Annotated in this window: 26 protein-coding genes and 2 pseudogenes; 10 read left to right on the top strand and 18 right to left on the bottom strand. The window is 70.4% G+C overall.

The features are described from left to right. Positions 1-7: 7 nt before the first annotated feature. The 3 genes from add to Manayef4_RS05860 all read right to left on the bottom strand — a co-directional run bounded on the left by add (position 8) and on the right by Manayef4_RS05860 (position 3218). Entirely contained in the window at positions 8-1009 is a 1002-nt protein-coding gene (gene add, locus Manayef4_RS05850; RefSeq protein ID WP_070130908.1) for an adenosine deaminase, read from the bottom strand. Positions 1010-1157: 148 nt separating this feature from the next. After that, a complete protein-coding gene (locus Manayef4_RS05855) occupies positions 1158-1994 on the bottom strand; it encodes an undecaprenyl-diphosphate phosphatase (RefSeq protein ID WP_070130909.1) in 837 nt (278 codons plus the stop codon). 255 nt (positions 1995-2249) lie between these two features. Further along, complete coding sequence (locus tag Manayef4_RS05860; RefSeq protein WP_011438814.1) at positions 2250-3218, bottom strand: PHB depolymerase family esterase; 969 nt, start codon at positions 3216-3218, stop codon at positions 2250-2252. 438 nt (positions 3219-3656) lie between these two features. Between Manayef4_RS05860 and Manayef4_RS26560 the strand changes: the two are divergent. From Manayef4_RS26560 to Manayef4_RS05875, 5 genes and pseudogenes are all read left to right on the top strand, one after another. After that, positions 3657-3830 (top strand): annotated as a pseudogene (locus Manayef4_RS26560) (HAMP domain-containing protein); the annotation flags it as partial. A gap of 56 nt (positions 3831-3886) precedes the next feature. After that, positions 3887-4033: an ATP-binding protein gene (locus Manayef4_RS26565; RefSeq protein WP_023840010.1), complete on the top strand. Its 147-nt coding sequence runs from the start codon at positions 3887-3889 to the stop codon at positions 4031-4033. Between the two features lie 266 nt (positions 4034-4299). Then, complete coding sequence (locus Manayef4_RS05865; RefSeq protein WP_070130910.1) at positions 4300-4872, top strand: hypothetical protein; 573 nt, start codon at positions 4300-4302, stop codon at positions 4870-4872. A gap of 36 nt (positions 4873-4908) precedes the next feature. Next, positions 4909-5457 carry a histidine kinase gene (locus tag Manayef4_RS05870; protein WP_070130911.1) on the top strand — a complete coding sequence of 183 codons (549 nt, stop codon included), beginning with the start codon at positions 4909-4911 and terminating at the stop codon, positions 5455-5457. 93 nt (positions 5458-5550) lie between these two features. After that, positions 5551-7035 carry a cytochrome P450 gene (locus Manayef4_RS05875; RefSeq protein ID WP_023840007.1) on the top strand — a complete coding sequence of 495 codons (1485 nt, stop codon included), beginning with the start codon at positions 5551-5553 and terminating at the stop codon, positions 7033-7035. A gap of 9 nt (positions 7036-7044) precedes the next feature. Here the strand turns inward: Manayef4_RS05875 and Manayef4_RS05880 are convergent, their stop codons facing one another. Then, on the bottom strand, positions 7045-7761 hold the full coding sequence (locus tag Manayef4_RS05880) for an OsmC family protein (protein ID WP_254665486.1): 717 nt from the start codon (positions 7759-7761) through the stop codon (positions 7045-7047). A 314-nt stretch (positions 7762-8075) separates the two neighbouring features. On the opposite strand from Manayef4_RS05880, the gene Manayef4_RS05885 reads away from it, so the two are divergent. The 3 genes from Manayef4_RS05885 (at position 8076) to Manayef4_RS05895 (ending at position 10750) form a co-directional block, all read left to right on the top strand. Then, the gene (locus Manayef4_RS05885) at positions 8076-8858 is read left to right on the top strand and encodes a thiopeptide-type bacteriocin biosynthesis protein (protein WP_011438820.1); all 783 of its coding nucleotides are present in this window, start codon (positions 8076-8078) and stop codon (positions 8856-8858) included. Between the two features lie 5 nt (positions 8859-8863). After that, on the top strand, positions 8864-10066 hold the full coding sequence (gene fxlM / locus Manayef4_RS05890; protein WP_070130937.1) for a methyltransferase, FxLD system: 1203 nt from the start codon (positions 8864-8866) through the stop codon (positions 10064-10066). Between the two features lie 480 nt (positions 10067-10546). Beyond that, entirely contained in the window at positions 10547-10750 is a 204-nt protein-coding gene (locus tag Manayef4_RS05895) for a cold-shock protein (RefSeq protein ID WP_011438823.1), read from the top strand. Positions 10751-10925: 175 nt separating this feature from the next. Here Manayef4_RS05895 and Manayef4_RS05900 read toward each other — a convergent pair whose 3' ends face one another. After that, complete coding sequence (locus tag Manayef4_RS05900) at positions 10926-11372, bottom strand: response regulator (RefSeq protein WP_011438824.1); 447 nt, start codon at positions 11370-11372, stop codon at positions 10926-10928. A 456-nt stretch (positions 11373-11828) separates the two neighbouring features. Between Manayef4_RS05900 and Manayef4_RS05905 the strand changes: the two are divergent. Further along, positions 11829-12170: pseudogene (locus Manayef4_RS05905) on the top strand (carboxymuconolactone decarboxylase family protein); the annotation flags it as partial. A gap of 428 nt (positions 12171-12598) precedes the next feature. After that, positions 12599-12934: a ferredoxin gene (gene fdxA, locus Manayef4_RS05910; protein WP_070130913.1), complete on the top strand. Its 336-nt coding sequence runs from the start codon at positions 12599-12601 to the stop codon at positions 12932-12934. Positions 12935-13421: 487 nt separating this feature from the next. Here the strand turns inward: fdxA and Manayef4_RS05915 are convergent, their stop codons facing one another. From Manayef4_RS05915 to nifE, 13 genes are all read right to left on the bottom strand, one after another. Next, on the bottom strand, positions 13422-14501 hold the full coding sequence (locus tag Manayef4_RS05915; RefSeq protein WP_011438827.1) for a 2-oxoacid:ferredoxin oxidoreductase subunit beta: 1080 nt from the start codon (positions 14499-14501) through the stop codon (positions 13422-13424). Continuing rightward, positions 14498-16501, bottom strand: a complete 2004-nt coding sequence (locus Manayef4_RS05920; protein ID WP_011438828.1) for a 2-oxoacid:acceptor oxidoreductase subunit alpha — start codon at positions 16499-16501, stop codon at positions 14498-14500. Before Manayef4_RS05920 ends, Manayef4_RS05915 begins: the two co-directional genes overlap by 4 nt. Positions 16502-16615: 114 nt before the next feature. Next, the gene (locus tag Manayef4_RS05925; protein ID WP_070130938.1) at positions 16616-17968 is read right to left on the bottom strand and encodes a cysteine desulfurase family protein; all 1353 of its coding nucleotides are present in this window, start codon (positions 17966-17968) and stop codon (positions 16616-16618) included. Then, positions 17965-18672 (bottom strand): HesA/MoeB/ThiF family protein, encoded by a 708-nt coding sequence (locus tag Manayef4_RS05930; protein WP_308726835.1) that lies wholly within the window; start codon positions 18670-18672, stop codon positions 17965-17967. The genes Manayef4_RS05925 and Manayef4_RS05930 overlap by 4 nt, the downstream gene beginning before the upstream one ends. 176 nt (positions 18673-18848) lie before the next feature. Then, positions 18849-19469 (bottom strand): iron-sulfur cluster assembly accessory protein, encoded by a 621-nt coding sequence (locus tag Manayef4_RS05935; RefSeq protein ID WP_011438831.1) that lies wholly within the window; start codon positions 19467-19469, stop codon positions 18849-18851. Beyond that, a complete protein-coding gene (gene nifB / locus Manayef4_RS05940; protein ID WP_139140017.1) occupies positions 19466-21049 on the bottom strand; it encodes a nitrogenase cofactor biosynthesis protein NifB in 1584 nt (527 codons plus the stop codon). The genes Manayef4_RS05935 and nifB overlap by 4 nt, the downstream gene beginning before the upstream one ends. After that, the gene (locus tag Manayef4_RS05945) at positions 21046-21405 is read right to left on the bottom strand and encodes a nitrogen fixation protein NifZ (RefSeq protein WP_011438833.1); all 360 of its coding nucleotides are present in this window, start codon (positions 21403-21405) and stop codon (positions 21046-21048) included. The genes nifB and Manayef4_RS05945 overlap by 4 nt, the downstream gene beginning before the upstream one ends. Beyond that, on the bottom strand, positions 21402-21857 hold the full coding sequence (locus tag Manayef4_RS05950; RefSeq protein ID WP_070130914.1) for a nitrogenase-stabilizing/protective protein NifW: 456 nt from the start codon (positions 21855-21857) through the stop codon (positions 21402-21404). The genes Manayef4_RS05945 and Manayef4_RS05950 overlap by 4 nt, the downstream gene beginning before the upstream one ends. Next, positions 21854-22120, bottom strand: a complete 267-nt coding sequence (locus Manayef4_RS05955) for a CCE_0567 family metalloprotein (RefSeq protein ID WP_011438835.1) — start codon at positions 22118-22120, stop codon at positions 21854-21856. Before Manayef4_RS05955 ends, Manayef4_RS05950 begins: the two co-directional genes overlap by 4 nt. Next, the gene (locus Manayef4_RS05960) at positions 22110-22553 is read right to left on the bottom strand and encodes a NifX-associated nitrogen fixation protein (RefSeq protein WP_011438836.1); all 444 of its coding nucleotides are present in this window, start codon (positions 22551-22553) and stop codon (positions 22110-22112) included. The genes Manayef4_RS05955 and Manayef4_RS05960 overlap by 11 nt, the downstream gene beginning before the upstream one ends. Beyond that, entirely contained in the window at positions 22550-22984 is a 435-nt protein-coding gene (gene nifX, locus Manayef4_RS05965; RefSeq protein WP_070130915.1) for a nitrogen fixation protein NifX, read from the bottom strand. Before nifX ends, Manayef4_RS05960 begins: the two co-directional genes overlap by 4 nt. Further along, positions 22978-24651, bottom strand: coding sequence for a nitrogenase component 1 (locus tag Manayef4_RS05970; RefSeq protein WP_070130916.1), 1674 nt, complete (start codon positions 24649-24651; stop codon positions 22978-22980). The genes nifX and Manayef4_RS05970 overlap by 7 nt, the downstream gene beginning before the upstream one ends. Beyond that, positions 24651-26021 (bottom strand): nitrogenase iron-molybdenum cofactor biosynthesis protein NifE, encoded by a 1371-nt coding sequence (gene nifE / locus Manayef4_RS05975; RefSeq protein ID WP_070130917.1) that lies wholly within the window; start codon positions 26019-26021, stop codon positions 24651-24653. Before nifE ends, Manayef4_RS05970 begins: the two co-directional genes overlap by 1 nt. Positions 26022-26165 lie beyond the last annotated feature (144 nt).

The following is a 26165-nucleotide window of genomic DNA, read 5'->3' on the forward strand; positions in this document are numbered from 1 at the left end:
CGGAGCGTCACCGGCCGTCGAGACATCCCGCGTCGGCGAGCCACGCATCGATGCCGGCGAGGGCCGCCGTCCGCACCTCGATCGGCGCGRCTCCGGATTCCACCGAGCTGCGGGCGCAGGCGGCCAGTTCCTCGTCGGTCAGGCCCAGCGCCGATCGGCACAGCTCGTACTCCTCCAGACAGGTGGGCCCGAACAGCAGCGGGTCGTCGGCGTTGATCGAGCATCGCACCCCGGCCCGCAGCAGGGCCGGAAGCGGATGTTCGGCCATCGACGGGACGACCGAGAGCAGCAGGTTGGACGTCGGGCAGACATCGAGGCAGGTCCCTCGTTCGAGGAGGGTGTCGACGAGTCGGGGATCCTCCATGGCGCGGATACCGTGCTGGAGACGATCGGCATCCAGGGTCTCGATGGYGCCACGCACCGACGCGGGACCGTCGAGTTCCCCGGCGTGGGGGGTCGAGAGCAACCCGCCGTCGCGCGCGATCCGGAACGCCGCCATGAACGGCTCCGGCGGCCAGCCGTTCTCGTCGTTGTGCAGCCCTAGKCCGACGATGCCCCGATCGGYGTAACGCAGGRCCAACCGGGCCACGGAGACGGCCTGTTCGGGGGAGTCGAAGACCCGGTCGACGGCCGCCATCCAGCGGACGGTCACCCCGTACCGCGCGCCGACCTGATCCGATCGGGCCAGCACCGTCTCCCAGGCGGCCTCCGCGCTCCCGAAGACGCCTAGATGAACGTACGGCCAGAAGCTGGGTTCGAGGTAGGTGACGCCCTCATCCGCGGCATCGATGATCATTTCGTCGACGAGACGTTCGAAGTCCTCGGGCCGGCGGAAGACCGGCAGGATGCCGGCGATCACTTCGCTGAAGCCCCCGAACTCGGTAAACCCCGTGGTGCGGGGAGTCGGAACGCCCGCGGCGGCGGCCAGGTCGGCCAGTGTCGACGGCCGCATCCCCAGCTCGAAATGCAGATGCAGATGGCCCTTGGGCAGCGAACGCAGATCCCGCATCACAGTCCTTCCTCCGTGGCCGCGCGGCCGGCGGTCTCCCCATCCCGTGGGGACAACCACGAACCCGCAAGACGGTGGATTGAAACTTACGTGGTCGAGCCGCCCCGCGGGAGCCGGACGAAGATGGTCGCCGGCTCAGGTCGCCGGCTCAGGTCGCCGAGACGATCCCAGTGGCCACGAGGAAGAGCACGGTGGCACCGAGCGCCAGCCGGTAACCGATGAAAACGCTGTAGCTGTGTCTGGCAATGAACTTCAACAGCCAGGCGATCGCGACGTAGGCGACGGCAAAGCTGACCACGGTCGCGATGATCGTCGCCGGCCAGCCCACCCCGTCGGCGATGTCGTCGGACTTCGTGAGGACCTGCAGCGCCGCGGCCGCCATCAGGGCCGGGATGGACAGGAAGAAGGACAGCCGGGTCACCGCCACCCGGTCCAGGCCACGCAGCAACCCCGCCGACATGGTCGCCCCGGATCGCGAGATACCCGGGATCAGCGCCATGCACTGCACGATGCCGATCACCAGGGTGTCCTTCSACGTCACGTCCTCCTCGTGACGTTTCTGGGTACCGACGTGGTCCGCGTACCCCATCACCCCGCTCCAGAGGATCAGCGCACCGCCGACGAACCACAGGCTGCGTAGCGTGGTCTCGATCTGATCCTTGAAGGCCACCCCGACCAGGCCGATGGGAATCGATCCGAGAATGACGGCCCAGCCGAACCGGTAATCCGGRTGCTCCCGCCAGGCGGGATCGCGCACACCGCGGCCCCACGCCGCCAGAAGGCGCCGGAAATCATGCCGGAAGTAAAGCAGGGTGGCGAAGACCGCACCGACCTGGATGATCGCGGTGAAAGCGGTGATGTCCGGGTCGTCGATGTCGTGGCCGAGCAGCTTCTCCAAAATTGTCAGATGTCCGGTGCTGGACACCGGCAGAAATTCCGTCAGCCCCTCGACCGCGCCGAGAAACACCGCTTCCAGGACGTTCACATGGACCCTTCCGCACCGGTACACGCCACCTGCTGATCGCGCAGGGCAGTGTATGACGACGAGGATCATCTGCTCCCGGTGGGGCGGGCCACGCGGCCGTCAGGCGGCCAGCGCCCGGGTCAGCGCACATCGAGCCGTCGCCCGGGCGACGGCCGCCTCGGTGCGGGTCACGACGGGCAGATCCAGCCGGGTCAGGGCCCGCCCGCCACAGCAGCGCCGCGGACGAGGAGAACGAGAGTCCCGCCGGCGTGCGGTTCACCTTGCCTGATGGGTGAAGAAGGCCCAGATGGTCGCGGTGGCATTCAGGGCGGTTGACGGCGGGTCGAGATGCAGGATTCGCTCGGCCGTCGGGTGGCGGGCACCGCCGGGCCACTGGTGGCCCGCGCCGGCAATGGTGACCAGTTCCACGGCCCGTCCCTGCGGGCAGGTGGCGATAAAGGTGGTGACGCTTTCCGTAGTGGTTGTGGCCGGGGTGGCACAATGATCGGCGGTACGCCACATCGCGTTCACGAACGGGACGGCCGGTCCGTTGATTTTTGCGACCCCGTCACCCTCGCCGCCGTAGTAGCGTACGGTGTGGTCCGCGGTGCCGTGAATGGCGATGACGGAGATTGGCCGCGGTGCGGGGCAGGTGCCGAGCAGGGTCGCCGAATCGGGTCCGATCGCGGCGAAAATGGTGGTGTCGCAGGCCAACCGGTAGTCCATCATGCCGCCGTTGGAGATTCCGGTGGCGTAGATACGGGCGGTGTCGACCGGTACGGCGGCTTGGATGGCGGCTACCATGCCAGTGATGAAGGCGACATCATCCACGCCGGTCGCACCGGGCTTTCCGCAACAACCGCCGCCGACGGACCAGGCATGGTTCTGCCCTTCGGGATAGGCGACGAGAAAATGGCCGCGGTCGGCCTCGGCGTCCCAGCCGTAGGAGTTCTCGGCCTGCTCCGCGCCACCGAAACCGCCGTGGATCATGACGACGAGCGGCGCCCGCGCGGGCAGAGTCGGCGGCCGGTACAGCCGGTAGGCGCGGGTGGCGCCGCCGACGTTGATCGACCGTACCGACGATCCGACCGGGACAGCGGCCGGCGTAGAAGCCGTCGCGGTGCTGGCGGGCTCTGCCGGGCCTGCCGCGGAGCGCCGAAGCGGCCCCGAGCAGCCGGTGAGGGCGACCGCGCCAGCGACGAACACGGCGAGCAACCAAGACGTGCGGGGGAAGCGGATGATCATCGAACCCCTCTGGTCGGCGCCCATAAGCGGGCAAGGGAATGCCCACAGCCTGGCATACCCGCCCAACCATGATTTTGATCTGCTCGCGCCATAGCGTGCCGGGAGCGGGCGGCGTGGTGCCGACCGCGCCGAGTACGAGTTCGACAGCCACCTACGCCACTACGTCTCACCACCCGCTTTCGTACGGAATTCACATCTTTCTTGTATGGAATGCGGGGTGCGACGAGCCGCTGACCTCGTAGTGGCCGGGGGTGGAGCCCGCCGGCCGGGCTGGCGAGGGCTGAAGGGCGGCGGGAAGAGGTGGGGATGCGGGAAGAGGTGGGGATGAGTGCGGGAGACCCGGCCAGGGTGCCGCCGGCGCCGGTGCTCACGTTCGCCGATGTGACCCTGGACGAGGCCGCCGCTGGTGCGGCCGTACTCACGCTGACCGGTACGGCGGCTTGGCTGTTGCTCGGCCGGGGGCTACGCCCGCTGCGGGACATCACCCGTACGGCGGCCGCCATCGCCGGCGGCGACCTGGCTCGGCGGGTCCCGCCGGGGCGTCCGCGCACCGAGACCGGTCAGCTCGCGGCGGCGCTCAACACCATGCTCGGCCAGATTCAGGCGGCCTTCGAGGACCGTCGGCGGCCGGCAGCCGCGGCGGTGGCCGGACCGGCAGCGACCTCGGAATGGCGATCGTCGCCGCCATCGCCGCCGCCCACGGCGGCACCGCCACCCTCGACAGCGCCCCCGGCGCCGGCACCACCGTCCGCATCGTCCTCCCCGCCGGTACAGGGGAGGAATTGGCCGCGGTCCGGCCCGTCAACCTCCTCTGACCGGGCCGGCCCGTTTCGACCAGTGACGCCGCGTTCACCGCCTCCGCGGGTTGCCCGGTCATAGCAAGAAAACTGCGGATCCGAATGTGCCTCACATCTTGCCGGGAAAGGGTTCTCATTCCAGGCTGATGTTCTTGCCTTGCTGGCAGGGGACACGGGCACAGCCGGTCCACGGAAACCGTGGCACCCAGCCGGCTGGCTCCCACGGTCACCCGTCGGGGCCACCTGACCATCTCCGATCTCCCGAAGGCAGGTGTCCCGTTCCCATGAACCTTCAGGCTCCGGTCCGTCGAGGTCTCGCAACGGCTACCGTTGCCGGCGCGGCGCTGCTTACCATCGYGGCCTGCCAGCCTGGCACCCGGGTAGTGACCGCCGCGCCGGCGACGGCGACCGCCGAGCAGGCAGCCGACCAGCCAACCTCAACGACACCGGTGTCGGCGGCGACGTCGGCTGCCGCGACATCCACGGATGCGGTCGGGAAGGGTGCCGGCGGGCCGGGCTCCCTGACCGTGGCCATCACCTCCCCGGTGGCGGTCTCCGGCCACGTCGACACGGTGGTGAGCTGCCAGACCGCGGGCGCCCGCTACGTGGCGTCGGCGAGCGGCTCGGTCCACGGCTACGCCGTCTCGGACGTCGTGCGGGTGGCCGGTTACCACGGGCCAGGGAGCTACCAGGCTTCGGTGACCGTGTCGATGACCGGCCCGGATGCCCACTACGCGGTCACCGCCGTACCGGCCACCGCGCAGGTCACCGCTACTGGTGGCGACGTCTCCTTCTCGGCGACGAGCACCGGCGGYCGAACGCTCGCCGGTTCGATCGCGTGGGCCTGCTCCGCGTAGGCGCACATGCGACCAGTGACTTTAGGAGAACATTCGGTGACCAGGCCGCTCGTCGGCCACGGGGGCACGCCGGCCCGGAGACGTCTGCGCCGTCTGCTCCTGGTGGTCGCGGCCGTGGYGGTCCTGCGCGGTGTGCAAGCCGGCGTCGCTGCGCTCACCGTGCTGACGGCAGCGGCACTGCGGCTCGAACAGCCGCTGCCGCACCTGCATGTCACCCGCCTGGCCGAGACTGGGYCCGAGCCGCTGACCCCGCTGACCGCTCTGGTCATGGTCGCCGTGTCCGCGGCCGTGTCCGCCCTTCTGCTCCGCGCTCGCCGGACGGTCACGGCCTTCGCGGCTGTCAAGGCATTCGCCCTTATCGCGGCGTCGACCATCGCCGGCGTCGTCGCTGCCGGCCCGGTGGGCCTTCGACTGGCCGTCGCGGGGTGCGGCGCGAGCCTGGCCGTCCTGCTGTGGCCGGCGGTCCGGCGCGCCGCCGTAACCCTGCTGACGGCGGTCGGCCTGCCGCACGCCACCGGCCGGACCGCCGACGTCGCCCTCGCCGTGAAGATCGGCCTTCTCGTCGCGGTGGTGCTCGTCAGCTAATCGGCTATTAGCACCGCGCGCCCTCAGCACCGCGCGCCCGCTTCCCCTGCGTCCACCCCACTCGCTCCCATCTCCGCCCGAAAGGAAGTCGTGATGAGCCGCGCTCCCCACGTCCGCTCCGTCGCCGCGCCACCATCCACAGCCAAGACCTCCGACATCAAGACCTCCGACATCAAGACCTCCGACAGGGTGCCCGGCTCGGGAGAGGGGCCGGTCGAGGCGATCCGGCGGCTGCGTGCCGACCCGCTCACCCGGCTCAACGAGCTGGCCCGCGCCCATGGGCCGGTGGTGCGCCTGGCGAGCTGGCCGGTGTCGGCCTTCCTCGTCACCGACCCGGACGCGATCGCTGACGCCCTGGTCAGCGGACACCGGGCCTACGCCAAAGGTGCCGTACGCCGCGGCGCCGGTTCCCGGCGAACGGTGGTGCAGCCGCTGGCACTGCTGCTGGGCCAGGGCCTGCTGACCAGCGCCGGGGACACCCACCGCCAGCAGCGCCGGCTGCTGCAGCCGCTGTTCCACAAGCAGCGGATCGCCGGCTACGCCGACGCCTTCGCGGCCATCGCGGACAAGACCGCCGACGGCTGGCGGGACGGGCAGCGCCTCGACGTGCACACCGAGATGACCGAGATGACCCTGGCGATCGTCGCCCGGACCCTGTTCGACGTCGACCTGGACAGCCACGTCGTCGACGTCATTCGGGCCGCTCTCGACCAGAACATGCCCGCAGCCCGCCGAGCCCAACTTCCCGGCTTCACTACCCTCGAACGGCTACCGCTCCCGGCGCCCCGGCGCCGACGAGACGCCCGGAACGCGCTCGACCGCGTCGTCCACGATCTGATCGCCGACCGCCGCGCCACCGGCGCCACCGGTAACGACCTGCTGTCCCTGCTGCTGACCGCCCGCGACGCCGACACCGGCGCGTCGATGGACGACTCCCAGGTCCGCGACGAGGCGCTCACCCTCCTGCTCGCCGGCCACGAGACCACCGCTAACGCACTGACCTGGACGTTCCACCTACTCGGCCGGGATCCGGAAGTACTGGCGACTCTGCAGGCCGAACTCGACCGGGTGCTCGGCGAGCGGCGGCCGACGATCGACGACCTGCCCCAGTTGCCCTACACCAACGCGGTCATCAGCGAGGCGATGCGGCTGTACCCGCCCGTCTGGGCCATGGGCCGCCACCTCGTCGAAGACCGCGACGTCGCCGGCTACCGCCTGCCCGCCGGCTCCACCCTGGTCTTCAGCCAATGGGTGGTGCACCGCGACGAGCGCTGGTGGCCVCGACCGGAACTCTTCGACCCCATCCGCTGGACCGGGCCCGACACCGCCGATGAGCCGGCCGACGCCGGGCCGAAGATGCGGCCTCGCTTCGCCTACTTCCCGTTCGGCGCCGGCCCCCGCCAGTGCATCGGCAACACCTTCGCCATCACCGAAGGCGTGCTCGCCCTGGCCGCTATCGCCCGCCGCTGGTCCTTCACCCCCGTACCCGGCCTGCCCGTCACACCGCAACCCCTGGTCACCCTGCGACCGAAGGACGGCCTACCCATGATCGCCCACGGTAGGTACCCGAACCGGTAGCGGCCTTTATCAGGCGATCTCTATGCCGACGTCGGGCGGCTGGTGCAGCGAGTTGTGGACGGTGCAGTGCGAGGCCACCGCTACGAGGCCGGGCCGGCGCCGTTCCGGCAGACTGGCGGGAACGGCGATTCGCAGCCGCACCGCCGCCACCCGGGCGGGTCGGTCAGTCGCCATGTCGAACTCGGCAGCAACCCGCAGACCGTCCCGGCACACGCCATGGCGGGTGAGGTACCGGCCGGCGTAGAAGGCGACGCAGGATGCGAGTGAGGCGACGAACAACTCTGTCGGCGTCGCCGCGATGTCGTCACCACCGTGCCGCAGCGGCTGGTCAACCAGCATCTCGTGTCCACGGACCCCGATCGCGTACGACTCACCCGCAAGGTAGGCCACATCGATCCGGCCCGGGTGACCGTCTCCGGACCCAKCCGTGTCCCGCCCGCGGTCAAGCGCCGAGTCTGCTGTCCCGACGGCATCCTCGCGGTCGCGTTCGGCTGCCGCGGCCTGCGCCAGCAGCCGTCCGGCCAGCYGCCGCGCCTCGGGCACGGTCAGGTGCGCCCACTCCTCGCCGCGGTCGTGCCGTTGGCAGCCGACGTTCAGAATGATCTGGCTGGCGCCCTGGCCCTCCCCATCCAGGGGAAGCCGTCCGATGATCATGTCCTGCCCATGGGCGGTCCGGATCACGTCGCGCGCGAGCGCATCGGCTGACTTCGTTCTCGGTCCGTTCATCACGCCCCCCTGACGTCTTGTACCTGCCATGCCGAGGTTAGGACGATGAACGGTATTGATCAGGGGCCATCGGTCCCGGCCAGCGGGGCCAGATGGACGCCCACCGCGCTGGGGATGAGGTCCTTTGAACGGCGTGGCGCGGACCGRCCCTGCCGCATGTCCGCCGACGAGGATCAGCCCAYCGACCTTGCGCGCCGGAACCGGGAGCACACCGGCCGCGTACCAACGGCGCGCGGTCACGTACGCCACGGCCTGCGACTCGGCCCACTCCTTAAGGCTCGCGTGACCATCATAGACCGCCACAGAGCGCTACGGTGTGGTGCCAAGACTGGCGTGCCGCCGAACATCTGGGGGTTACCCAGCTGGCACCACTGCTGACCTCAGCTGAGCAGACGGACGGGATCAGCCTGTGGTGGTTCACCAGGAAGGCAGCCTCCTGGCGGATCCGCTGGCGCCCAGGCCCAAATCGGGACGGGCGCAACCCCGCGGAGTCCGGCGACGGCAGGCTCCGCGCCGTGCTCAACGGCGACGCGGTCCACCGCTGGGCACCCGCCGTCTACGAGCCTGAGATCCACGCCTTCGGTGGCCCCGCCGGCATGGACGTCGCGCATCAGCTCTTCCACCACGACAGCCGCAACGTCCTCGCCCACCTCGACCGAGCCCGCCCCGAGCATCGGGCCGAGGTCGGACTCGTGCTGGCCGCGGCGCTGCTGAGGTCAGCTGGCCAGGACTACTACGAACAGGGTGACGTCTGGACCCGCGTCGCCAGTCACCGCCGCACCCGCCAGGCCAGTGCGCGGCAGCCCGCCGCCACGGCGGCTACCCGAAACGCCGTCCGGCAACTTCTCGCCGCCCGCACCGTGCAGCCCCTCAAAGCGCTACCGGCGTGGCCGGCAGCGTTCCGGCACGCGGGTCGGTCACTCGCGAACCTCGCCAACCAGGGCCAGCTCACCCGCGGCCTCCGCGCCGTTCTTGCCCATCACATCCTGTTCGCCTGGAACCGGCTCGGCTTCCCCGCCGCCGACCAGGCGCAGCTCGCCCACACCACCGCCGCCATCATCTTCGATGACCCCGGCCCGATCCCTGACGAACGGTGACCACGATGACCACCCGCACCCCCGAACAGCTCCGCGACAACCTGGTCGCCGACATCCACCGCTGGGGCACATTCCGAACCGCCCAGGTCGAAGCCGYGTTCCGCACGGTCCCGCGACACCTGTTCCTGCCCGACGTCGACCTGGAAACCGCCTACGCCCCCCAGGTCGTCGTCACCCGCCGCGCCCCCGACGGCACCGCGCTGTCCTCAGCRTCCCAACCCAGCCTCGTCGCCGCCATGCTCGAACAGGCCGGCGTCCACCCCGGCCACCGCGTCCTGGAGATCGGCACCGCCACCGGCATCAACGCAGCACTCCTCGCCGAACTCACCGGCCCGACCGGCCAGGTCACCACCATCGAGATCGACGAGGAGCTCGCCGCAGGCGCGCGCACCGCACTGGTCAAGGCCGGTTACGAACGCGTGGACGTTGTCCACGCCGATGGTGCGGCGGGCCACCCGGGCGGAGCGCCCTACGATCGGATCGTCATCACGGCCGGGGCCTGGGACCTGGCCAAGGGCTGGTGGAACCAGYTCGCCCCCGCCGGTCGTATCGTCGTGCCTCTCCGTCTCCACGGAAGCGGCCTGACCCGCTCCCTCCCGCTCGACGCCGTTGAGCCGGGCCGGCTCGTCAGCCGCTCGGCGCTCGTCTGCGGATTCGTCCCCCTACGTGGCGCCGACGCCCACACCGGCCGTACCCTCGCCCTCGCAGACGGTGTCGCCCTGCACGTCGACGACCACGACCCCGCCGACGAGCCGGCGCTGCGCGCCGCGGCGGCCAGCCCACCCCACAACCTGTGGACGGGGCTGACGATCCACGACGACGAACCGACCGCGCACCTCGACCTGTGGCTCGTCACCATGGGCGCCCGCTTCGGCCGCCTCGCCGTCGACACCACCGTCCGCCCTGACAGCCAGCTCACTCCGACACGGCGCTGGGCCGGGGCCACCATCCACGACGGCACCACCATCGCCTACGTCACCCTGCGTCCCCTCGCATCCGACACCGACGAACTCGGCGTCACCGCCCACGGACCCCACGCGGCCACCCTCACCGCGCACCTCACCGATCTGCTGCACCAGTGGCGCAAAGAAGGCCCCGCCGAACCTGTCGTAACGGCCCATGCCGCGGACACCCTGGAGGACCAGACCGTCGCCGGACACCGCGTCGATCGGCCGAACAGCCGACTCACCGTCCGCTGGCAGCCCTGAGAAGAGGCGGGACCCGATGGCCTTCACCACATCGACAGATGCGGCACCCACGACGTTCGCTCTCGTCGCACCACGGTTTCCCCTCGTCCCCCGTGACCGGCCATCCTGCCCAGCCCTCGACGCCCGGATCTACCGGGGTGGATCACCCGCGGCGCCACCCGCGGCGCCACCCGGATGGCAGGTCCCGGGTCATCATCGCCGACGCCGAGATGCAGCGGCACGCGAGCGCCGGCCCCCGGCTACTACACTCGCTGGGTGCCGATAACCGACGTTTCGCCAGCTGCTTCGCATCGAGTCCGACGGGACAAGAGCCAAGCGGGCACACCACGTCGGTGGAGGGGTAGGCTGTAGGTGTTGCTTGTTCTTCCGTGCGTGACCTACGCAGAGAACGGCACGACTGGACCACGGCACCGGCCGGGGTCTGGGGCGAGGCCGGTACGCGAAGGACGCTTACCGGGAGCGCGGCAAGGAGAAATAATCGTGGCGCAGGGTACCGTCAAGTGGTTCAACGCGGAGAAGGGCTTCGGATTCATCTCCGTCGACGGTGGCGGCCCGGACGTGTTCGTCCACTACTCCTCGATCGTGGCGGACGGCTACAAGTCCCTGGATGAGGGCCAGAGCGTCCAGTTCGAGATCGTGCAGGGCCAGAAGGGACCGCAGGCGGACAACGTCCAGCCCGTCTGAGGCCGTACCACCCCCAGCCTTACGCGTCGGCGCGCGGCTCCCGTGGGAGCCGCGCGCCGATGTTGCGTTGGCCGATGTTGTGTTGGCAGGCCGGTAGTCTCACCGCAGTAGTTGACCGACGCCGTCGGCGGGCACCGCTCGATCATGGGCCATGTGCACCTGACGAGCGACCAGATCAGCGCCCGGGCAACCGAACCACGGTGATGAAGAAGTCGTCGATGAACCGCACGTCGTCGACGAACCGGTCGAAATCGACCGCCTTCGTCACGTAGGCGTTGGCGTGCAGGTTGTAGCTGCGCAGGATGTCCTCGGCAGCGCCCGAGGTGGAGAGCACCACGACGGGGATGCGTCGCAGGTCGGTGTCGGCCTTGACCTCGGCCAGCACCTCGATGCCGCCCCGGCGCGGCAGGTTGAGGTCCAGCAGGATCAGGTCGGCCGCCGGGGCCTGTGTGAAGGGCTCCTCCCGGCGAAGGAACGCCATGGCTTGGATGCCGTCGTTCACGACATGCAGCCTGCCGTTGATCCGATCATCCGCGAACGCTTCGCGGGTCATGAGGACATCCCCCGGGTCGTCCTCAACCAGCAGTACGTCGAACGGGTCCGTACGGACACTCGCCGTCATCTGGATACCTCGAAGTAGAGGCCGCCATGGCATGGCAGCCGGACGAGAAGCGGGGGTAGGGGATGTAAAGCGGGGCCAGGGCGGACAGGACAATCAGCGCCTACGGCGCGGGACGGCCGCTCCTCGAGAGCGTGAGCGGGGCCGCGAGCAGGCGCGGGCGGAGTCCGTCCGGCCCGGAACGGTAACCGGACACCCCGGAATCGATGCACGGACTTTGGCGATGTCTGACGGTACGCCAATGGAAGTGGTCTGTCGCCCCCCTAACAGGGACAAGTCCGAGGACGAGCCGAGGCTCACCGTTTTCGGCCTCGCCGCGACCGCCCGGGCACCCACGACCCCACGACCGCCCGGCTACCCCGACCGCCCGGCTACCCCGACCGCCCGGGCACGAGGCCGGGCTTCGGCCGTTCCCGGCGTGGCGGTTCCCGGTCGTCCCCGGYGGGAAGGCAAGGGGTCATGAGCTCCGGCAGCCCGGTCCAAGACGAGATCCGCCCGCATGCCCGCGAACTGCGTCGGCTGATCCCGGACGTATACCGGGGGCTCGGCACCCTGGGCGACGCGGCTCTCCGTGACGGCGCCCTGGACAGCCGCACGAAGGAGCTGATCGCACTGGCGCTCGCCGTGAGCACCCAGTGCGACGGTTGCATCGAGGCACACGCTCACGGCGCCGTCCGRCAGGGTGCGACCTGCCAGGAGGCGGCCGAGGCCATCGGGGTGGCACTGCTGATGAACGGCGGACCGGCGTCGGTCTACGGCCCGCGCGCGTTCGCCGCCTTCAGGCGTTTCCGCGCCGAGCGGCACGAGGCGGGGGACGGTACGGCGCCGCTCGGGCACGTAACCCCGGCCTCGCCGGGACACGCTCCATCAACCGCCCAGGTTCAGCCCCCCGGCAACACCGACGTCTGAACCGGCGACAGAGGACCCGCCGCGCCGGCGGYCCAACGGACGGTGGTGCCCGCAGACCGTCGTCAAGACCGGCTGAGGACACGCCGGCGCGGGTGCCACCGCCCTCCGGCGGACGGGCCCGGACGGCCCGGCTACAGGCAAGGAAAATCTCATGGTTAAAAATATCCCTGGAGATTTCCTCGTCCCCCGTTTCGGGCCATCGAAATTCGTTGCCCTACGGACGAGTTGTTTACCTGTCCTTTACAGTTCCACCCACCCCGGCCGGCGGCATCCTGTTACGATTTTCCCGTGACCGCAGGCGAACGGGGAAGAAGGCTCCGATGACGTTTGTCGTCCTGTCGCCCTGCATTGATGTCAAGGACACCGCCTGCGTGGAGGAGTGCCCGGTCGACTGCATCTAYGAGGGCAGCCGCAAGCTGTACATCAACCCGGACGAGTGCATCGACTGCGGAGCCTGCGCGTCGGTCTGTCCGGTCGACGCGATCAAGAGTACCCGGATCGTGCCGGCGAGCGAGRCCGAGTTCATCGCGGACGAGGCCCGGTTCTTCACCGACATCCTGCCTGGTCGGGATGCTCCGATCGGTAATCCGGGCGGCGCCGGCAAGATCGGCCCGATCGGAGCGGACACCGCTTTCGTCGCGTCCTACAGACGCTGACGAGACAAGCCGCCGGCGAAGGCTGACGCGGCCACGGCGTCAGCGAGACCGCCGGCCCACGGCCGGTGCTCAGGACCCACCCCGTCCGGGCACCGGCCCTCTACATTTCGGGGGCGAAACAGGGGCCGAGACCGAAGCAGAGTTGCGGGTTTCCCAACGGGTGATGTCGACCGGTCGTGCCGTCGACCAGATGACGCGCCGCGGAATGTCGATTGACGAGAAGGCGGCGTGACAAAAATCCCGGAAAACGGCATGCAGACGTCATCGCCAGGCGACCGGAGAACATGACGGAAACCACGTGGGGCCGGAACCGAAATCACTCCGGGCCGAGGCCGGGGCGGGCACCGTAACGGACCCCCTGAGGGGATCAGGCCAGCCCCGACAGGCCTGATCCCCCGCCCCCCGAGCATCCATCCGACGACCGTCCATCGGTCCGGTTCGCCTCAGCCGTAGGTCTCATCCCGGCCGTAGGTCACCCGGCTGCGACCTACCCGGCCACCGTCCAGGAGTCGGCGCCCTGGAGCAACGTCCGCAGATCGCCCAGGCCGCCGGGCCGGGCGGTCGCCAGCCGCTCCTGGAACAGCTGGTCGAACACGGGATGCGAGACCGACCGGTAGACGCCGATCGGCGGCTCCGGAAACTCCGCCTGCGCCAACTGGGCCAGGGCGTAGGCATAGGTCGAGTTCTCCACCGTCGGATCGTGCACCACGACGCGGGGGTCACCRCTGTGCCCGACCGCCAGCTCCCCGGTGGCCGGGTCGCGGATCACGGCGTACTGCTCGTCCACGCCGAAAACCACCGGCATACCGGGCGAGAGCCGGATCGGCCCCTGCTCGCCCTTCGCCCCGGCGGCGCCGGCATCGGCATCGGCATCGGACCGCTTCGGCTGACGGGGGATCGCGTTGAACGTGGGGCAGCCCTGCCGGATCTCCACCAGCGCCGCTCCCTGATGCGCCGCGGCGGCGGTGAGGGTGGCGGTGAGGTGGCGACGGTCCGAGTCGATCGTGCGGGCGACGAACGTCGCGCCGGCGCCGAGCGCGAGCGCAACCGGGTCGAACGGGTTGTCGAGCGACCCGTGGGGGCTCGACGGGCTGATCGTGCCGATCCTGGAGGTCGGCGAATGCTGACCCTTCGTCAAACCGTAGATCTGGTTGTTGAACAACATGATCTTGAGATTCACGTTGCGACGCAGCGCGTGAATAAGGTGGTTACCGCCGATCGACAGCGCGTCGCCGTCACCGGTTACGACCCACACCGCCAGGTCCGGCCGGTTGATCGAGACACCGGTCGCGAAGGACGGCGCCCGGCCGTGGATCGAGTGGATGCCGTAGGTGTCGAGGTAGTAGGGGAACCGCGAGGAGCACCCGATGCCGGACACGATCACGATGTTCTCGGGCGGGACGCCGAGGGCCGGCAGCAGACCCCGCATCGTCGAGAGGATGGCGTGGTCCCCGCAGCCGGGGCACCAGCGGACCTCGTTGCCGGTCATGTAGTCCTGCGCGGTCAGCGCCGGCCGTCCCGCCAAGTCACCCGACGGTTCTCCGGATCCACCATTCAGCGAGATCATCGTCCTGCCTCCCCGGCCGTGCCGAGCTTCGAACCAAGGTGTACGTTCAACCGGGCGCTCACGTCCCCGACCGGCTTCGAGGCCGCATCCGCCGACGGCTCCTCGTCGATGCCCTGGATGATCCGGCTGATGACGGAGGTAAGCTCGGCGACCCGGAACGGCATGCCGCGGGTCTGGTTGTAGCCGACGGTGTCGATCAGGCATTCCCGGCGCAGGAGTCCGGCGAGCTGCCCGAGGTTCATCTCGGGGACGAGCACGGTGTGGTACTCCGACAGCACCGAGGCCAGGTTCGCCGGCAGCGGGGCGAGATGGCGCAGGTGCGCCTGGGCGACCTTCATGCCGTCGCGCCGCACCTGGCGGCAGGCTTCACCGATCGGCCCCCACGTCGAGCCCCATCCGATCACCAGCACATCGGCGCCGGATCCGGGGGGCCCGCTGGGATCATCGACCTCCAGGAGCGGCACGTCGATGTTATCGATCTTGGACTGTCGGGTGCGGACCAGCAGGTCATGGTTGTCGGGGTCGTAGGAGACCGCACCGGTCAAGTCGGCCTTCTCCAGACCGCCGATGCGGTGCGTGAGCCCCGGGGTACCCGGGATCGCCAGCGGGCGGGCCAACGTGATCGGGTCCCGCACGTACGGCAGGAAGATCGGGTTACCGGCCTCGTCCACCCCGTTCGGGCCGGTGGCGAGATCGATCCCGATGGTGGGCAGCTCCGCCGTCTCGGGCACCCGCCACGGCTCGCTGCCGTTGGCGACGTAGGCGTCGGACAGCAGGATGACCGGGGTGCGGTAGGCCAGCGCGATCCGGGCTGCCTCSAGCGCGGCGTCGAAGCCGTCCGCGGGCGAACGCGCCGCGATCACCGGCAGCGGCGCCTCGCCGTGCCGGCCGTACAGGGCCTGGAGCAGGTCGGACTGCTCGGTCTTGGTCGGCAGACCGGTCGACGGCCCGCCGCGCTGCACGTTGACGACAACGAGCGGCAGCTCCATGATCACCGCAAGGCCGAGAGCCTCGGTCTTCAGGGCCATCCCGGGACCGGAGGTGACGGTCACGCCGAGCATCCCGGCGAAGGACGCGCCGATCGCGGAACCGATGGCGGCGATCTCGTCCTCGGCCTGGAAGGAGCGCACGTCGAAGGAGGCGAGCGCGCTCAGCTCGTGCAGAATGTCGGAGGCGGGAGTGATCGGGTAGGCGCCGAGGAACAGCGGCATCCCGGCCTGCTGCGCGGCGGCGACCAGGCCGTAGGCGATCGCCTTGTTGCCCTTCATGTGCCGGTAGGTGCCGGCGGGCAGCTTGGCCGGCTTCACCTCGTAGGAGAGCGCGAAGGCCTCGGTGGTGTCGCCGTAGATCCACCCGGCCCGCAGCGCGGCGATGTTCGCGGCCTGCACGTCCGGCTTCGCGGCGAACCGCTTCTGCAGGTAGGCGATCGTGTCCTCGATGGGCTGACTGAACATCCAGGACACCAGGCCGAGCGCGAACATGTTCTTCGTCCGGGCGGCGTCCTTGCGCTTCAGGTTGAACTCGGCGACGGCCGTGGCGGCGAGACCGGTGAGGTTGATCGCGTGCACGTGGTAGGCGTCCAGCGACCCGTTGGTCAGGGGATCGGCCTCGTAACCGGCCTTTTCCAGGCCCATCACCGTGAACGCGTCGGTGTCCACGATCAGGACCCCGCCGGGACGCAGCTCGGCGATGTTSGCCCTGAGCGCCGCGGGGTTCATGGCGACCAGAACGTCGGGCCGGTCGCCCGGGGTCCTGATGTCGTGGTCAGCGATGTGGAGTTGGTAGCTCGACACCCCGGCCACGGTTCCGGCTGGCGCCCGGATCTCCGCCGGGTAGTTCGGCAACGTTGCCACGTCGTTGCCGCCCGCGGCGGCCTGGGCGCCGAACCGGTCACCGGTGAGCTGCATCCCGTCGCCGGAGTCACCGGCAAAACGGATCACCACGTGTTCCAGTTGCGTGACCCCCGGATCTGGTCGTTCGGACAACTGTTCGGTTGGCATGGCGAAACCTCATCTCAACTTCTCAGCTACGCACGCCCGCGCCGGGCGAGCGGAACCGCGCGTGGCAACGCTGACAGCACGGAAGCGGGGTCAGGGAAGCGTGGGGGGAACGGGTCAGGGATAGGCGGATCGGGGGGCGGGCACCTCGGGCATGCGCAGGGCCCGCGAGAACACCCGGTCGGTGGGGATCTCCTGCGCCCGGAACTCGGTGGTGGGGCCGTCGAAAAGATCGTTCGACCGGTTCTGCTCCAGGGCACGCACGCGCAGCACCGCGCGAGCCACCGCGGCGGCGGCGGCGTGGATCTGGTCGACGCTGGTGAACCGGCCCACGCTGAACCGCAGGCTCTCCATGGCCGCCGTGGTCGACCGGCCCATCGCGGTGAGCACATGGGACGGCTCGGCGCCGCCCCCGTGACAGGCGGAGCCCGCGGACACCGCCACGTCCGGCAGACAGGCCTGGACGGCGTCGGCGTCGGCACCGACGAACCGCAGGTTGATGGTGTTCGGCAGCCGGCATTCGCGGCTCCCGCCGCGCTCACTCGGCCCGTTGAGCTCGACGGCATCGACGCCGAGCCACTCGACGAGCAGATCGTGCAGCAGCTCGGTCTGGGCCCGCTGCCGCGGGGCCTCGTCGTCCATCACCGCGGCGGCGATCCGCGCCGCGGCGCCGAAGCCGACCACCCCGGCGGTGTTGACCGTGCCGGCGCGCAGGCCCCGTTCCTGCCCACCGCCGTGGATCAGCGGTGCCAGCTGCGACCGGGCGTGTCGGCCGGCGATCAGCGCGCCGGTGCCCTTGGGCCCGTAGAGCTTGTGCGCGGACGCGAGGGCGAGGTCGATGCCGGCGTCCGCGACCGAGACCGGCATCCGGCCCAGTGTCTGGGTGATGTCGGCGAGGTAGAACGCCCCCGCCCCGTGGGCGAGCTCGGCGATGGGCCGCGGGTCGTTCAGCGTCCCGGTCTCGTTGTTCGCCGTCATCACCGCCACCAGGGCGACCTTCGAGACGGAGGCCCCGAGAACCCCCCCGTTCCCCGCGACGGCGGAACCGTCCCATACCGGTTGCAGCAGCGCGCGCAGATGATTGAGGTCGATCGTGCCGTCGGGATGAACCCGGATGGTCTGCACGATCGCCCCGTGCACCCGCGCCGCGGCCTCCGCCGCGGCGAGGACCGCCCGATGCTCGGTCGCTCCGACGAGTACGCGGCGGCAGGACGGCGGGGCGGTGGCCAGGACCCCGGCGATCGCCAGGTTGGCCGCCTCGGTCGCCCCGCTGGTGAAGATGACGTCACGCGGCTGGGCGCCGGCGAGGTTCGCCACGTCCCGCCGGGCTCCTTCGACGAGCCGGGCGACGGCCTGCCCCGCCGGGTGCGAGCTGGCCGGATTCGCGAAGTGGTCCCGCAGCAGCGGCAGCATCGCCCGGACAACCTCCGGGTCGRCCGGGGTCGTCGCGTTGTGGTCAAGATAGATCACGGTGCGCCTCCAGAGCCGCAGTCCACGCAGGCGGGATCGCGCCGCGTCCGCGGCGTACGCAGGTCCGTGTCCCACAGGTCGAGGTGGATCAGCCGGCCGACCGCCGGCTCGGCGAATCCACCGGCGATCTTCAGCGCCTCGGTCGCCGCCAGGCAGCCCACCGTTCCGGCGACCGCGCCGAGCACCGGGAAACCGAGGGGCTCCCAGGACGGGTCCCCCTCCGGGAACACACACCGCAGGCAGGGCGAACCCGACCGGACCACCAGCAGATACGCCTCGGTGGCGTTCATCGCGGCGACGACCAGGGGGATCTGCGTCGCCAGGCACAGCCGGTTGAGCAGATACCGCTCGGGGAAGTTGTGCCGAGCGTCGACCACCACGTCCGCCTCGGCGATCAGACGGGGCAGGCTGGGATCGGTCAGATCCCGGTCCAGGGCGACGATCTCGACGTCCGGGTGGTGTGCGCGCAGGGTGTCGGCCGCGCACTCCACCCGGGCGTCGCCCACCCGGTCGGGCCGCATCAGGGTCTGCCGGTTGAGGTCCGGCTCCTCCAGAACGCCCGGATGGACCAGGATCAGCCGGCCGATGCCGGCGGCGGCCAGGTAGGTCGCCGCCGCTCCGCCGACCCCGCCCACCCCCGCCACCAGGACGGTCGCGCCGCTGAGCCGCCGCTGAGCGGACACTCCGAAGCCCGGAATACCCAACTGCCGCTCGTACCGTCGATTCGGGTCGAAGACGGACGGCGCCTGCCGACGGGATGGGTACGGTGCCGGCGGCCCGGCACAGATGGACCCCAGCAGACGCGGGTGGGAACGGAATCGGGCGGTGACCATCGGGCGCTCCCCGGGTTAGGCCGAACAGGTGATCAAGTAGTGCGTTGTCAGGACACCAGCGCGACCCGGCCGATCTCGGGCAGGGCCTCCTTCAACCGGCTCTCAATGACGCCGGTCAGGGTCGCGGTGGCGCTGGAGCACCCGCCGCAGGCTCCGGTAAGGCGCAGGTGCACCTCCGCCGTCCCGGGCTCGCCGTTGCCGGCGAGAGTCGCGACGACCTCGGCGTCCCCGCCGTCTCCCCGCAGGAAGGGCCGGATCTCCTCCATGATCTCCTCGACCTGCTCGCGCAGGCGGGCGTCCGCGGCGGTGCGCTCGGTGGAGTCCGAGGCACCGAAGGACGTCCCGCAGCCGCAGGAGCTGGTCGCGTTCGGGTTCTGGAAGGTGAACCCGGAGGAGGTCAGCGTCTCGGTGTAGTCCACGCGCAGCCCGCGCAGCAGGTGAACCATCGACGAGTGGACGACGACGTCAAAGCCGTCCTGGCCGATGACGACGTCCTCGGCCTCGGCACCGGGGACGAGCGCCAGGTTGTAGGTGAAGCCGGCGCAGCCACCGGGGTCGACGCCGATCCGCAGGCTGAACCCGCCCGTGCCGGGGGTCGAGGCGAGCAGGTGACGGACCTGCTTCACGGCCCGGTCGGTCAGTTCGACGGTGGGGGTGGTGGCGCTCATCGGACGGCAACCTCCGCTTCGGCACGATGTGCGACAAGGCGGGAGCCGACCTCGGCCACCGCCTTCTCGATCAGGTCGTAGAGCTCCACCGGTTCGATCCCGGCATTCTCGAGCGCCTCGCGCGGCCCGAGGCCGATCTTGCTGCACAACACCGCCGCGCAGTCGGACAGCATCGCGACCGTCTTGTCGAGCTTGGAGGCGTCCTCGTCGCAGTCCGACGGGCCGTTGCAGTAGCGGTCCACGTCGCGGGTCTGCACGAGCCGGGCCCAGCCCGGACCCCCCTCGTAGATCCAGAACTCGGTCGCGTGACCGAAGTGCTGGTTCACCACGCCGCTGCCCTTGGTCGCTACAGCGACGAGCACGACGTTCTCCGGGCGGGCGTTCCCCGGGCGGGCCCCGGCCGGGGTGYCCTCATCGGGGGATGCGCCCGGRCCAGAGGGAATGACCGCGCCGGTCGAGATGTTCAGCGCTCCCCGGGTGGCAGCCACCTCGGAGCGCCACCGTTCGATCTCGCTATGCGTCTGCCGGCGGCCTTCGAGGTCGTATTCGATCTCACGGCCACGGAACGCCTCGGGAGTGAACTCCTCACCCCGGTCCTCACCGAGCAGGCCGACGGCGTCGGCGCGGCACTGCCGGCAGTGCCGCATCATGTTCATCTCGGCGCCGTCGTCCTGCTCGCAGCGGTCCTGCAGCGCCTTGAGCTCCTGTGGGGTGGGGCCGCGCTGCCCGGTCAGGCCGAAGTGGGTGCCGTGCTCGGGCGCCGACACCAGCGGCATCACGTTGTGCAGGAAGGCGYCGAGCTCCTTGACCTTCCGGGAGACCTCGACGAGGTGGTCATCGTTGATCCCGGGGATCATCACCGAGTTGACCTTGCAGAGAATCTTCCGCTCGGTGAGCATCGCCAGGCCCTCGAGCTGACGCTCGGAGAGGATCCGGGACGCCTCCCGGCCGGTGTACCGCTTACCGCGGAAGGCGATCCACGGGTAGATCCGCTCCCCGACCTCGGGGTCGATCATGTTGATCGTGATGGTGACGTGGTCGACGTTCAGTTCGGCGATGCGGTCGACGTGGTCCGGCAGGGTCAGYCCGTTGGTAGACAGRCAGAGCTTGATGTCCGGGCAGTCCCGGGCCACCAGTTCCATCGTCCGGAAGGTCGGCTTCGGGTTCGCCAGCGGGTCGCCGGGGCCGGCGATCCCCAGCACGCTCATCTGCTTGATCTCGCTGGCCACCAGCTTGACCTTGGCGAGGGCGTCCTCGGGGGACAGCAGGGTGCTGGTGACGCCGGGACGGCTCTCGTTGGCGCAGTCGAACTTGCGGTTGCAGTAGTTGCACTGGATGTTGCAACCTGGGGCGACCGCCACGTGCATCCGGGCGTAGTACTGGTGGGCCTCGGCGCTGTAACAGGGATGATTGGCGATCTTCTCCGCGATCTCCGGGTCCCGCACCGGAGCGCTGRTGCCACAGCTGGACTTGCTCGCGCAGCCGGCGGCGGTGTCGGGCGCCGGCCCGGTGGCCTGCCGGGKCATCTCGCCTGCCGGGTCGGTGGGCAGCATCGGCAGGCTGACGGGGKTTGCCTTCACGACCGCCCTTCCTTCCCCCCGGCGGTCGCCGTGCCGGTGGCCGGAGCGGTCGCCGAGGAGGTCGCGGTGGTCGTCGCGGCGGGTGCGGCGGTACCGGCGGCGACAGCCGCGGCCTGCTGCCACTGCTCGGGGGAGACGAGCTCACGTTCCAGCGCGCCGACGATGCGGCCGTGGTCGAAAGCCACCGCGTACACGATGTGTTCCTGCAGGTAGAGGCCGACGTTGATGACCTGGCCACGGGTGCCGGCCTCGACGAGAACCTCACCGACGGCGATCGCCGGGTCCGGATACGTGCCGTCGTTACGCAATGCCTTGACGGCGACCACGATGTCGCCGACGTCGTAGGTGCTGTTCATCGGGTTCCACCCAGGTAGTCGGCGGACGCGGCGGCGTGGTGCGGCCAGGCGGACTGGGACGGCTCCACCGGGTCGGACGGCGCCGACGGCTGGGGCACCGTCGGGGTCAGCCGCTCGACGGTGATCGACGACGCGRGCACGAACGACGACTGCGGAGCGCGGTCCTGCAGCACCTTGAACAGGCGGTGGTCCAGGGCGGAGGCGGTGGTGAAGGCCTCATAGGAGCGGATGAGCGCGTCGCGATACTCCCGCAGCAGCTCCACCGGGTTCCCGGCCTCGGTCCGAGTGTCGTGCAGCTCGACCAGCTGGTTGGCGAAGTACCGGAGGATGTGCAGCCGGTTGACGGCCAGGACTCGCGGGTCGTAGTCGACGTCCAGCAGGATGAAGTACTCCTCGGCGGTGGAACAGCGGCGGAAGTCCGCCAGCTGGCCGGCGGCCATGCTCACGCTCATCGCGATGTCTCCTTCTTGAGCAGGCCCTCGAGGAGGGCGATCTCCGCATAGGCGTCGTAGGTGCGGCGGGCGGCGTCGAGCAGGCCCTCCCAGCCGATCGGGAGGTCCTCGGCGAGGTCGTGCAGGTCGAGCTTGAGCTGGGAGGCCCGGCTGCGAAGCTTGCGCAGCCGCAGCTCGGTGTCGGCCGGGGCGCCCCCTGCCGGGGTGTCGGCGGCTTGGGCGTCGGCGGCCGGGGTGTCGGCGGCTTGGGCGTCAGGAGTCATCGCGGGCCACCTCGTTCCATCGTTCGATCTGCTTGGTCGCGCCGGTCACCAGCGACTCGCCCCGGGCGGAGAGCTCGTCCATGGAGCCGAAGCCGAACCGCTGCACGTCCCGCAACGCGTCGGAGAGGACGACGAGCCGCCCGGCACAAATGATCACGCGCCCGAACCCCTCGTGGCTGAGGTCGAGCACGGTGGTGGTGAACGCCCCGGTCGCCTTCTCGGTGGCCGCCGCGACCGCCTGGTAAAAGGAGCGCACCCGGCCCTCTACGGCGGCGTCGATGTCGCAGTTCACCGCGATCTCGCGGCGCTGCTCCCGCGTGACGATGAACGGGCGGAGCAGGTCCTCGTCGGAGAACCGTTCCAGTTGGCCGTAGGTGTCCCCGGCGCGCAGCTGGTCGACCAGGTCGCCGAGGAAACCGGTCTTCGCGGTCATGCCGCGTCCCCCTTGGGCTTCAGAGCCGTAGCACCGCCGCGGGTCCAGGTCGCCGCCGGCTGCGGCTCGTGGGACCGCAGCACCTTGCGCAGCCAGGGCGGAGGATTGCCGGCCAGCGTCGAGGTGTAGCGGCGGAGCAGCTCGGGGATGGCGGTGCCCTTGACCACCTTCACCGGGTGAACCCGGGCCTTCACCACCTTCGCCGCGGCCGTCCCGCCGATATCACTGATGTTGAGAATCGCGCAGTCCGAGACCGCGGCGAGCCTGGATTCGATCTTGTCCTGTTCGTCCGTCGGCGCCGCGTCGAGCGCGCGGGTCTCCAGGAACCTGGCCCCCTCGGGGCCGACCTCGTACACGTCKAACCGTTGGCACCACCCGAAATGCTGATCCACAGCGGTGCCGTCGCTGGTCGCGAAGGCGATCTTCAACACGGAGACTCCTGGAACAGGTTGTCGAGTTGATCGGATTCACCCGCGGAGCCGGGTTGGGTGGGGATCTCGGTCCGGTGGGCGGGCTGTCCATCCGCGCCGGACACGGAGAACCTCCGCCCGGAACGGCGGTGCACGTGCTCGTGATCGAGCAGACGATTCGCGGCGTCGATGAGCAGGCGCAGGCTTCCGGCGTACCCGGCGGTACCGGCCAGCGCCGCGCCGAGCCGATCGAAGATCGGGAAGCCGACGGGCAGGTGCGCGGCGCCAATCCGGTCGGCGACCTCGCGGGCGTGGCTGGAACCGAGGACGAGGTGCGCACCACCCGYCCGAGCCCGTTCGGCGAGGTCGGTCAGATCACCGACGACGACCTCGTCCCAGGGCGCGTCCGCGAGGACCGGCGCGGCGGTCGGGGACACCGCCGCCACGACCTCGGCCCCGACGTCGTGCAGCAGGGAACCGACGGCGACCAGGGTCTCCGGCTCCATTGCCAGCGCGACCCGGGCGCCACCGAGGACGAAGTGCGTGTCGAGCAGACCGTCGGCGAGCCGGGCCCGGGCCTGCCGGACCCGGGCCGGCGCGGACGCTCCGGTGAGTTCGATCAGCTCGGTGACCAAGGTGTCCATCTCCGTCAGCCCGCTGAGATGACGGTGGCGGAGGATCCGGGCGCCGGTCCGGGCTGCGAGCAGGTCACCGGCCGCCGCCGCGGTCGCACCCGCGACGAGCACGGCCCGCGACCGACCGAGCGCCCGCAGCCGCGCGAGCCMGGTGCCGCCGGTCGTCGTGGGCTGCCAGGCGGGGGCCAGGTKCCCGTCCACCGATCCGGACAGGTCGGGGACGAGTACCGGGTCGAGCCCGAACGCGCGAATCAACTCACCGAGCTCGTCGAGGTCGGCCGCCGTCAGGGACGGGCCGACCAGGACGGCGAGCTGGCGCGGGTCCAGAGCACCACCGTCCGCCGCCGCCACCCGTCGGGCGGCGGACCCCAGGGACCTGGCGGACCTGGTGGACCTGGCAGCCTCGGCGGACCCGGCGGACCCGGCGGACCCGGGGGTAGTGAGATGCGTTACGGGAGCGCTGGCCGCGATGAAGGCGGTGCGCCCGGTAAAATACCCCGCTTCGGAAGGCTCCGTTTCGGAATGCTCTGCCGGCACCACCGCTCGGACCAGCGCCTCCAACGCGGCCGACCAGCCGTCGGACAGCCCCCCGATGAAGTCCGGGGTGGAGACCCCGACGATCAGCGGGGCCCTGCCGGGGGCGGAGCCGTTCGCGCCCGCCTCCGGCCCGCTCGAGTCGGTCTCGTTCCAGGCCGAGAGGTACTTGCGCAGCTGGCCGCCGACGTCCTCGCCGCTGACCTCGGTGACCCCCGTGGTGAGCAGGCCGATGATCTCCGGCCGCTGCTTCTTCCGGATGGCATCGAGCGTCTCCACCATCGCCTCACCACTGCCGAGGACCGCGGTCACCTCGGTGATCGCGGTGGTCTGCAGCGGGATCGGCTCGTTGAAATGCCGGGTGAGCAGGGCCTTGGYGAATGACGCGCACCCCTGCGCACCATGCATGATCGGCAGCGARCCGGCGAGGCCCAGGAAGACCAGCGCACCCCCGAGCGGCTGGCTGTGCTTGAGCGGGTCGATCGTCGCCTGCCGCTCTCCGGTCACGATCTCGGCCATCAGCGGGCTCCGACCAGGTCCCAGGGAGCGGGCCGGCTGACCTGCTCCCAGACCGGGCTCGCGATCGCCAGGTCGAGGCGCCGGGCGAGCTCGACYATCCCGGTGTAGCCGGCGTAAGGGATGTGCCGCTCCTGGTTGATATCGAGGAACGGCAGCCGGCCCTTCAGCGCGGTGTACTGGTTGCGGCCGCCGGCGACGAGGATGTCCGCCCCGGTCTGTTCGGCGACCCGCAGCAGCTCGCGCGGACTGCCCTCTTTGATCATTTTTGCGTCGCCGAGCAGCTCGCGGATCTTGTCCACGTCGCCGTCGGAGCTCTTGGTAATGCCGCTGCCGACCACCTCGATGCCGAGGTCCTGCAGCGCGGACACGATCGACCAGCTCTTGACCCCGCCGGTGTATAGCACCGCCTTACGCCCGGCGAGCCTGCRCCGGTACGGCTCAAGTGCGACGGCGACGGCCGCCTCCTCGACAGCGATGAGCTCCTCCGTGCGGCGGGAGAGCTCGTCGTCCTCGAGCAGGCGGGCGAAGCCGCGCAGGGTGTCGCCCATCGCCCGGGTGCCGTAGAAGCTGCCCTCGAACCACGGGATCCCGTAGCGTTCCTGCAGGCCACGGGCGAGTCCGAGCAGCGCGYGCGAGCAGACCACCATCGTCGCCCTGGCCCGATGGGCCGCGGCGACGTCACGGTAGCGGGCATCACCGCTGATGCACGCCTGCACCCGAAGGCCCAGCCGGGACAGCAGCGGCAGGACGTCCCACAACTCCCCGGCGATGTTGTACTCACCGATCAGGTTGACGTCCCGGTCGGTGGTGAGCTCCGGCTCAACGGTGCCGATCACGTGGTCGAGCAGGGCCTGGCCGGCGAGCCGGTTGCCGAGGTTCTTGCTGCCGACGAACCCGGGCGAGTGGATCGGGATCACCGGCACCCCGGACTCGGCGGCGGCAGCCGCGCACACCGCGTCGAGATCGTCTCCGATCATCGCGGTGACGCAGGTCGAATAGACGAAGACCGCTGGCGGCGAGTGCCGCTCGACGACCTCCAGGATGGTGTCGAACAGGCGCTGTTCCCCCCCGAGCACCACGTCGTTCTCGGCCATGTCGGTGGTGAAGCCGTGCCGGTAGAGCACCGGCCCGGACGACAGGCTGCCTCGGCCGTCCCACGAGTTGCCCGCGCAGCCGATCGGGCCGTGGACCACATGAGCGCAGTCGGCGATCGGGACGAGGGTGATCATGGCTCCGTCGAAGGCGCAGCCTCCGGAAGTGCCCCCGGKCTTGGGTTTGGGACAACCCGCCTTGCGGGCCTTGGTGCTCTTGGCGTTGTTGTGGTTACAGGCCGGTTCGGTGAACAGCGCGACGCGTTCTGTGGCTGCCATGGGCCATCCTCGGAAGGACGCGGTTCTACGGGCACGGTTCTTGAAAGAGGTGAGACGGGGGCGAGGGGTCGATCGATCCGGGAGGTGATCGATCGACCCCACGGCGGGGTGGTCGGCCGGTCGCAGGGAGCGCGGTGGGTGCGG

This window comes from Frankia sp. CgMI4 (assembly GCF_001756285.1).
GTDB classification, from domain to species: domain Bacteria; phylum Actinomycetota; class Actinomycetes; order Frankiales; family Frankiaceae; genus Frankia; species Frankia casuarinae.

What these genes read in the sequence shown, in the direction of transcription:
- Manayef4_RS05860 (WP_011438814.1), bottom strand. Translation starts at nt 3,218, where the DNA reads ATGATCATCCGCTTCCCCCGCACGTCTTGGTTGCTCGCCGTGTTCGTC.
- Manayef4_RS26565 (WP_023840010.1), top strand. Translation starts at nt 3,887, where the DNA reads ATGGCGATCGTCGCCGCCATCGCCGCCGCCCACGGCGGCACCGCCACC.
- Manayef4_RS05900 (WP_011438824.1), bottom strand. Translation starts at nt 11,372, where the DNA reads ATGACGGCGAGTGTCCGTACGGACCCGTTCGACGTACTGCTGGTTGAG.
- Manayef4_RS05935 (WP_011438831.1), bottom strand. Translation starts at nt 19,469, where the DNA reads ATGAGCGCCACCACCCCCACCGTCGAACTGACCGACCGGGCCGTGAAG.
- Manayef4_RS05945 (WP_011438833.1), bottom strand. Translation starts at nt 21,405, where the DNA reads ATGAACAGCACCTACGACGTCGGCGACATCGTGGTCGCCGTCAAGGCA.
- Manayef4_RS05955 (WP_011438835.1), bottom strand. Translation starts at nt 22,120, where the DNA reads ATGACTCCTGACGCCCAAGCCGCCGACACCCCGGCCGCCGACGCCCAA.
- Manayef4_RS05960 (WP_011438836.1), bottom strand. Translation starts at nt 22,553, where the DNA reads ATGACCGCGAAGACCGGTTTCCTCGGCGACCTGGTCGACCAGCTGCGC.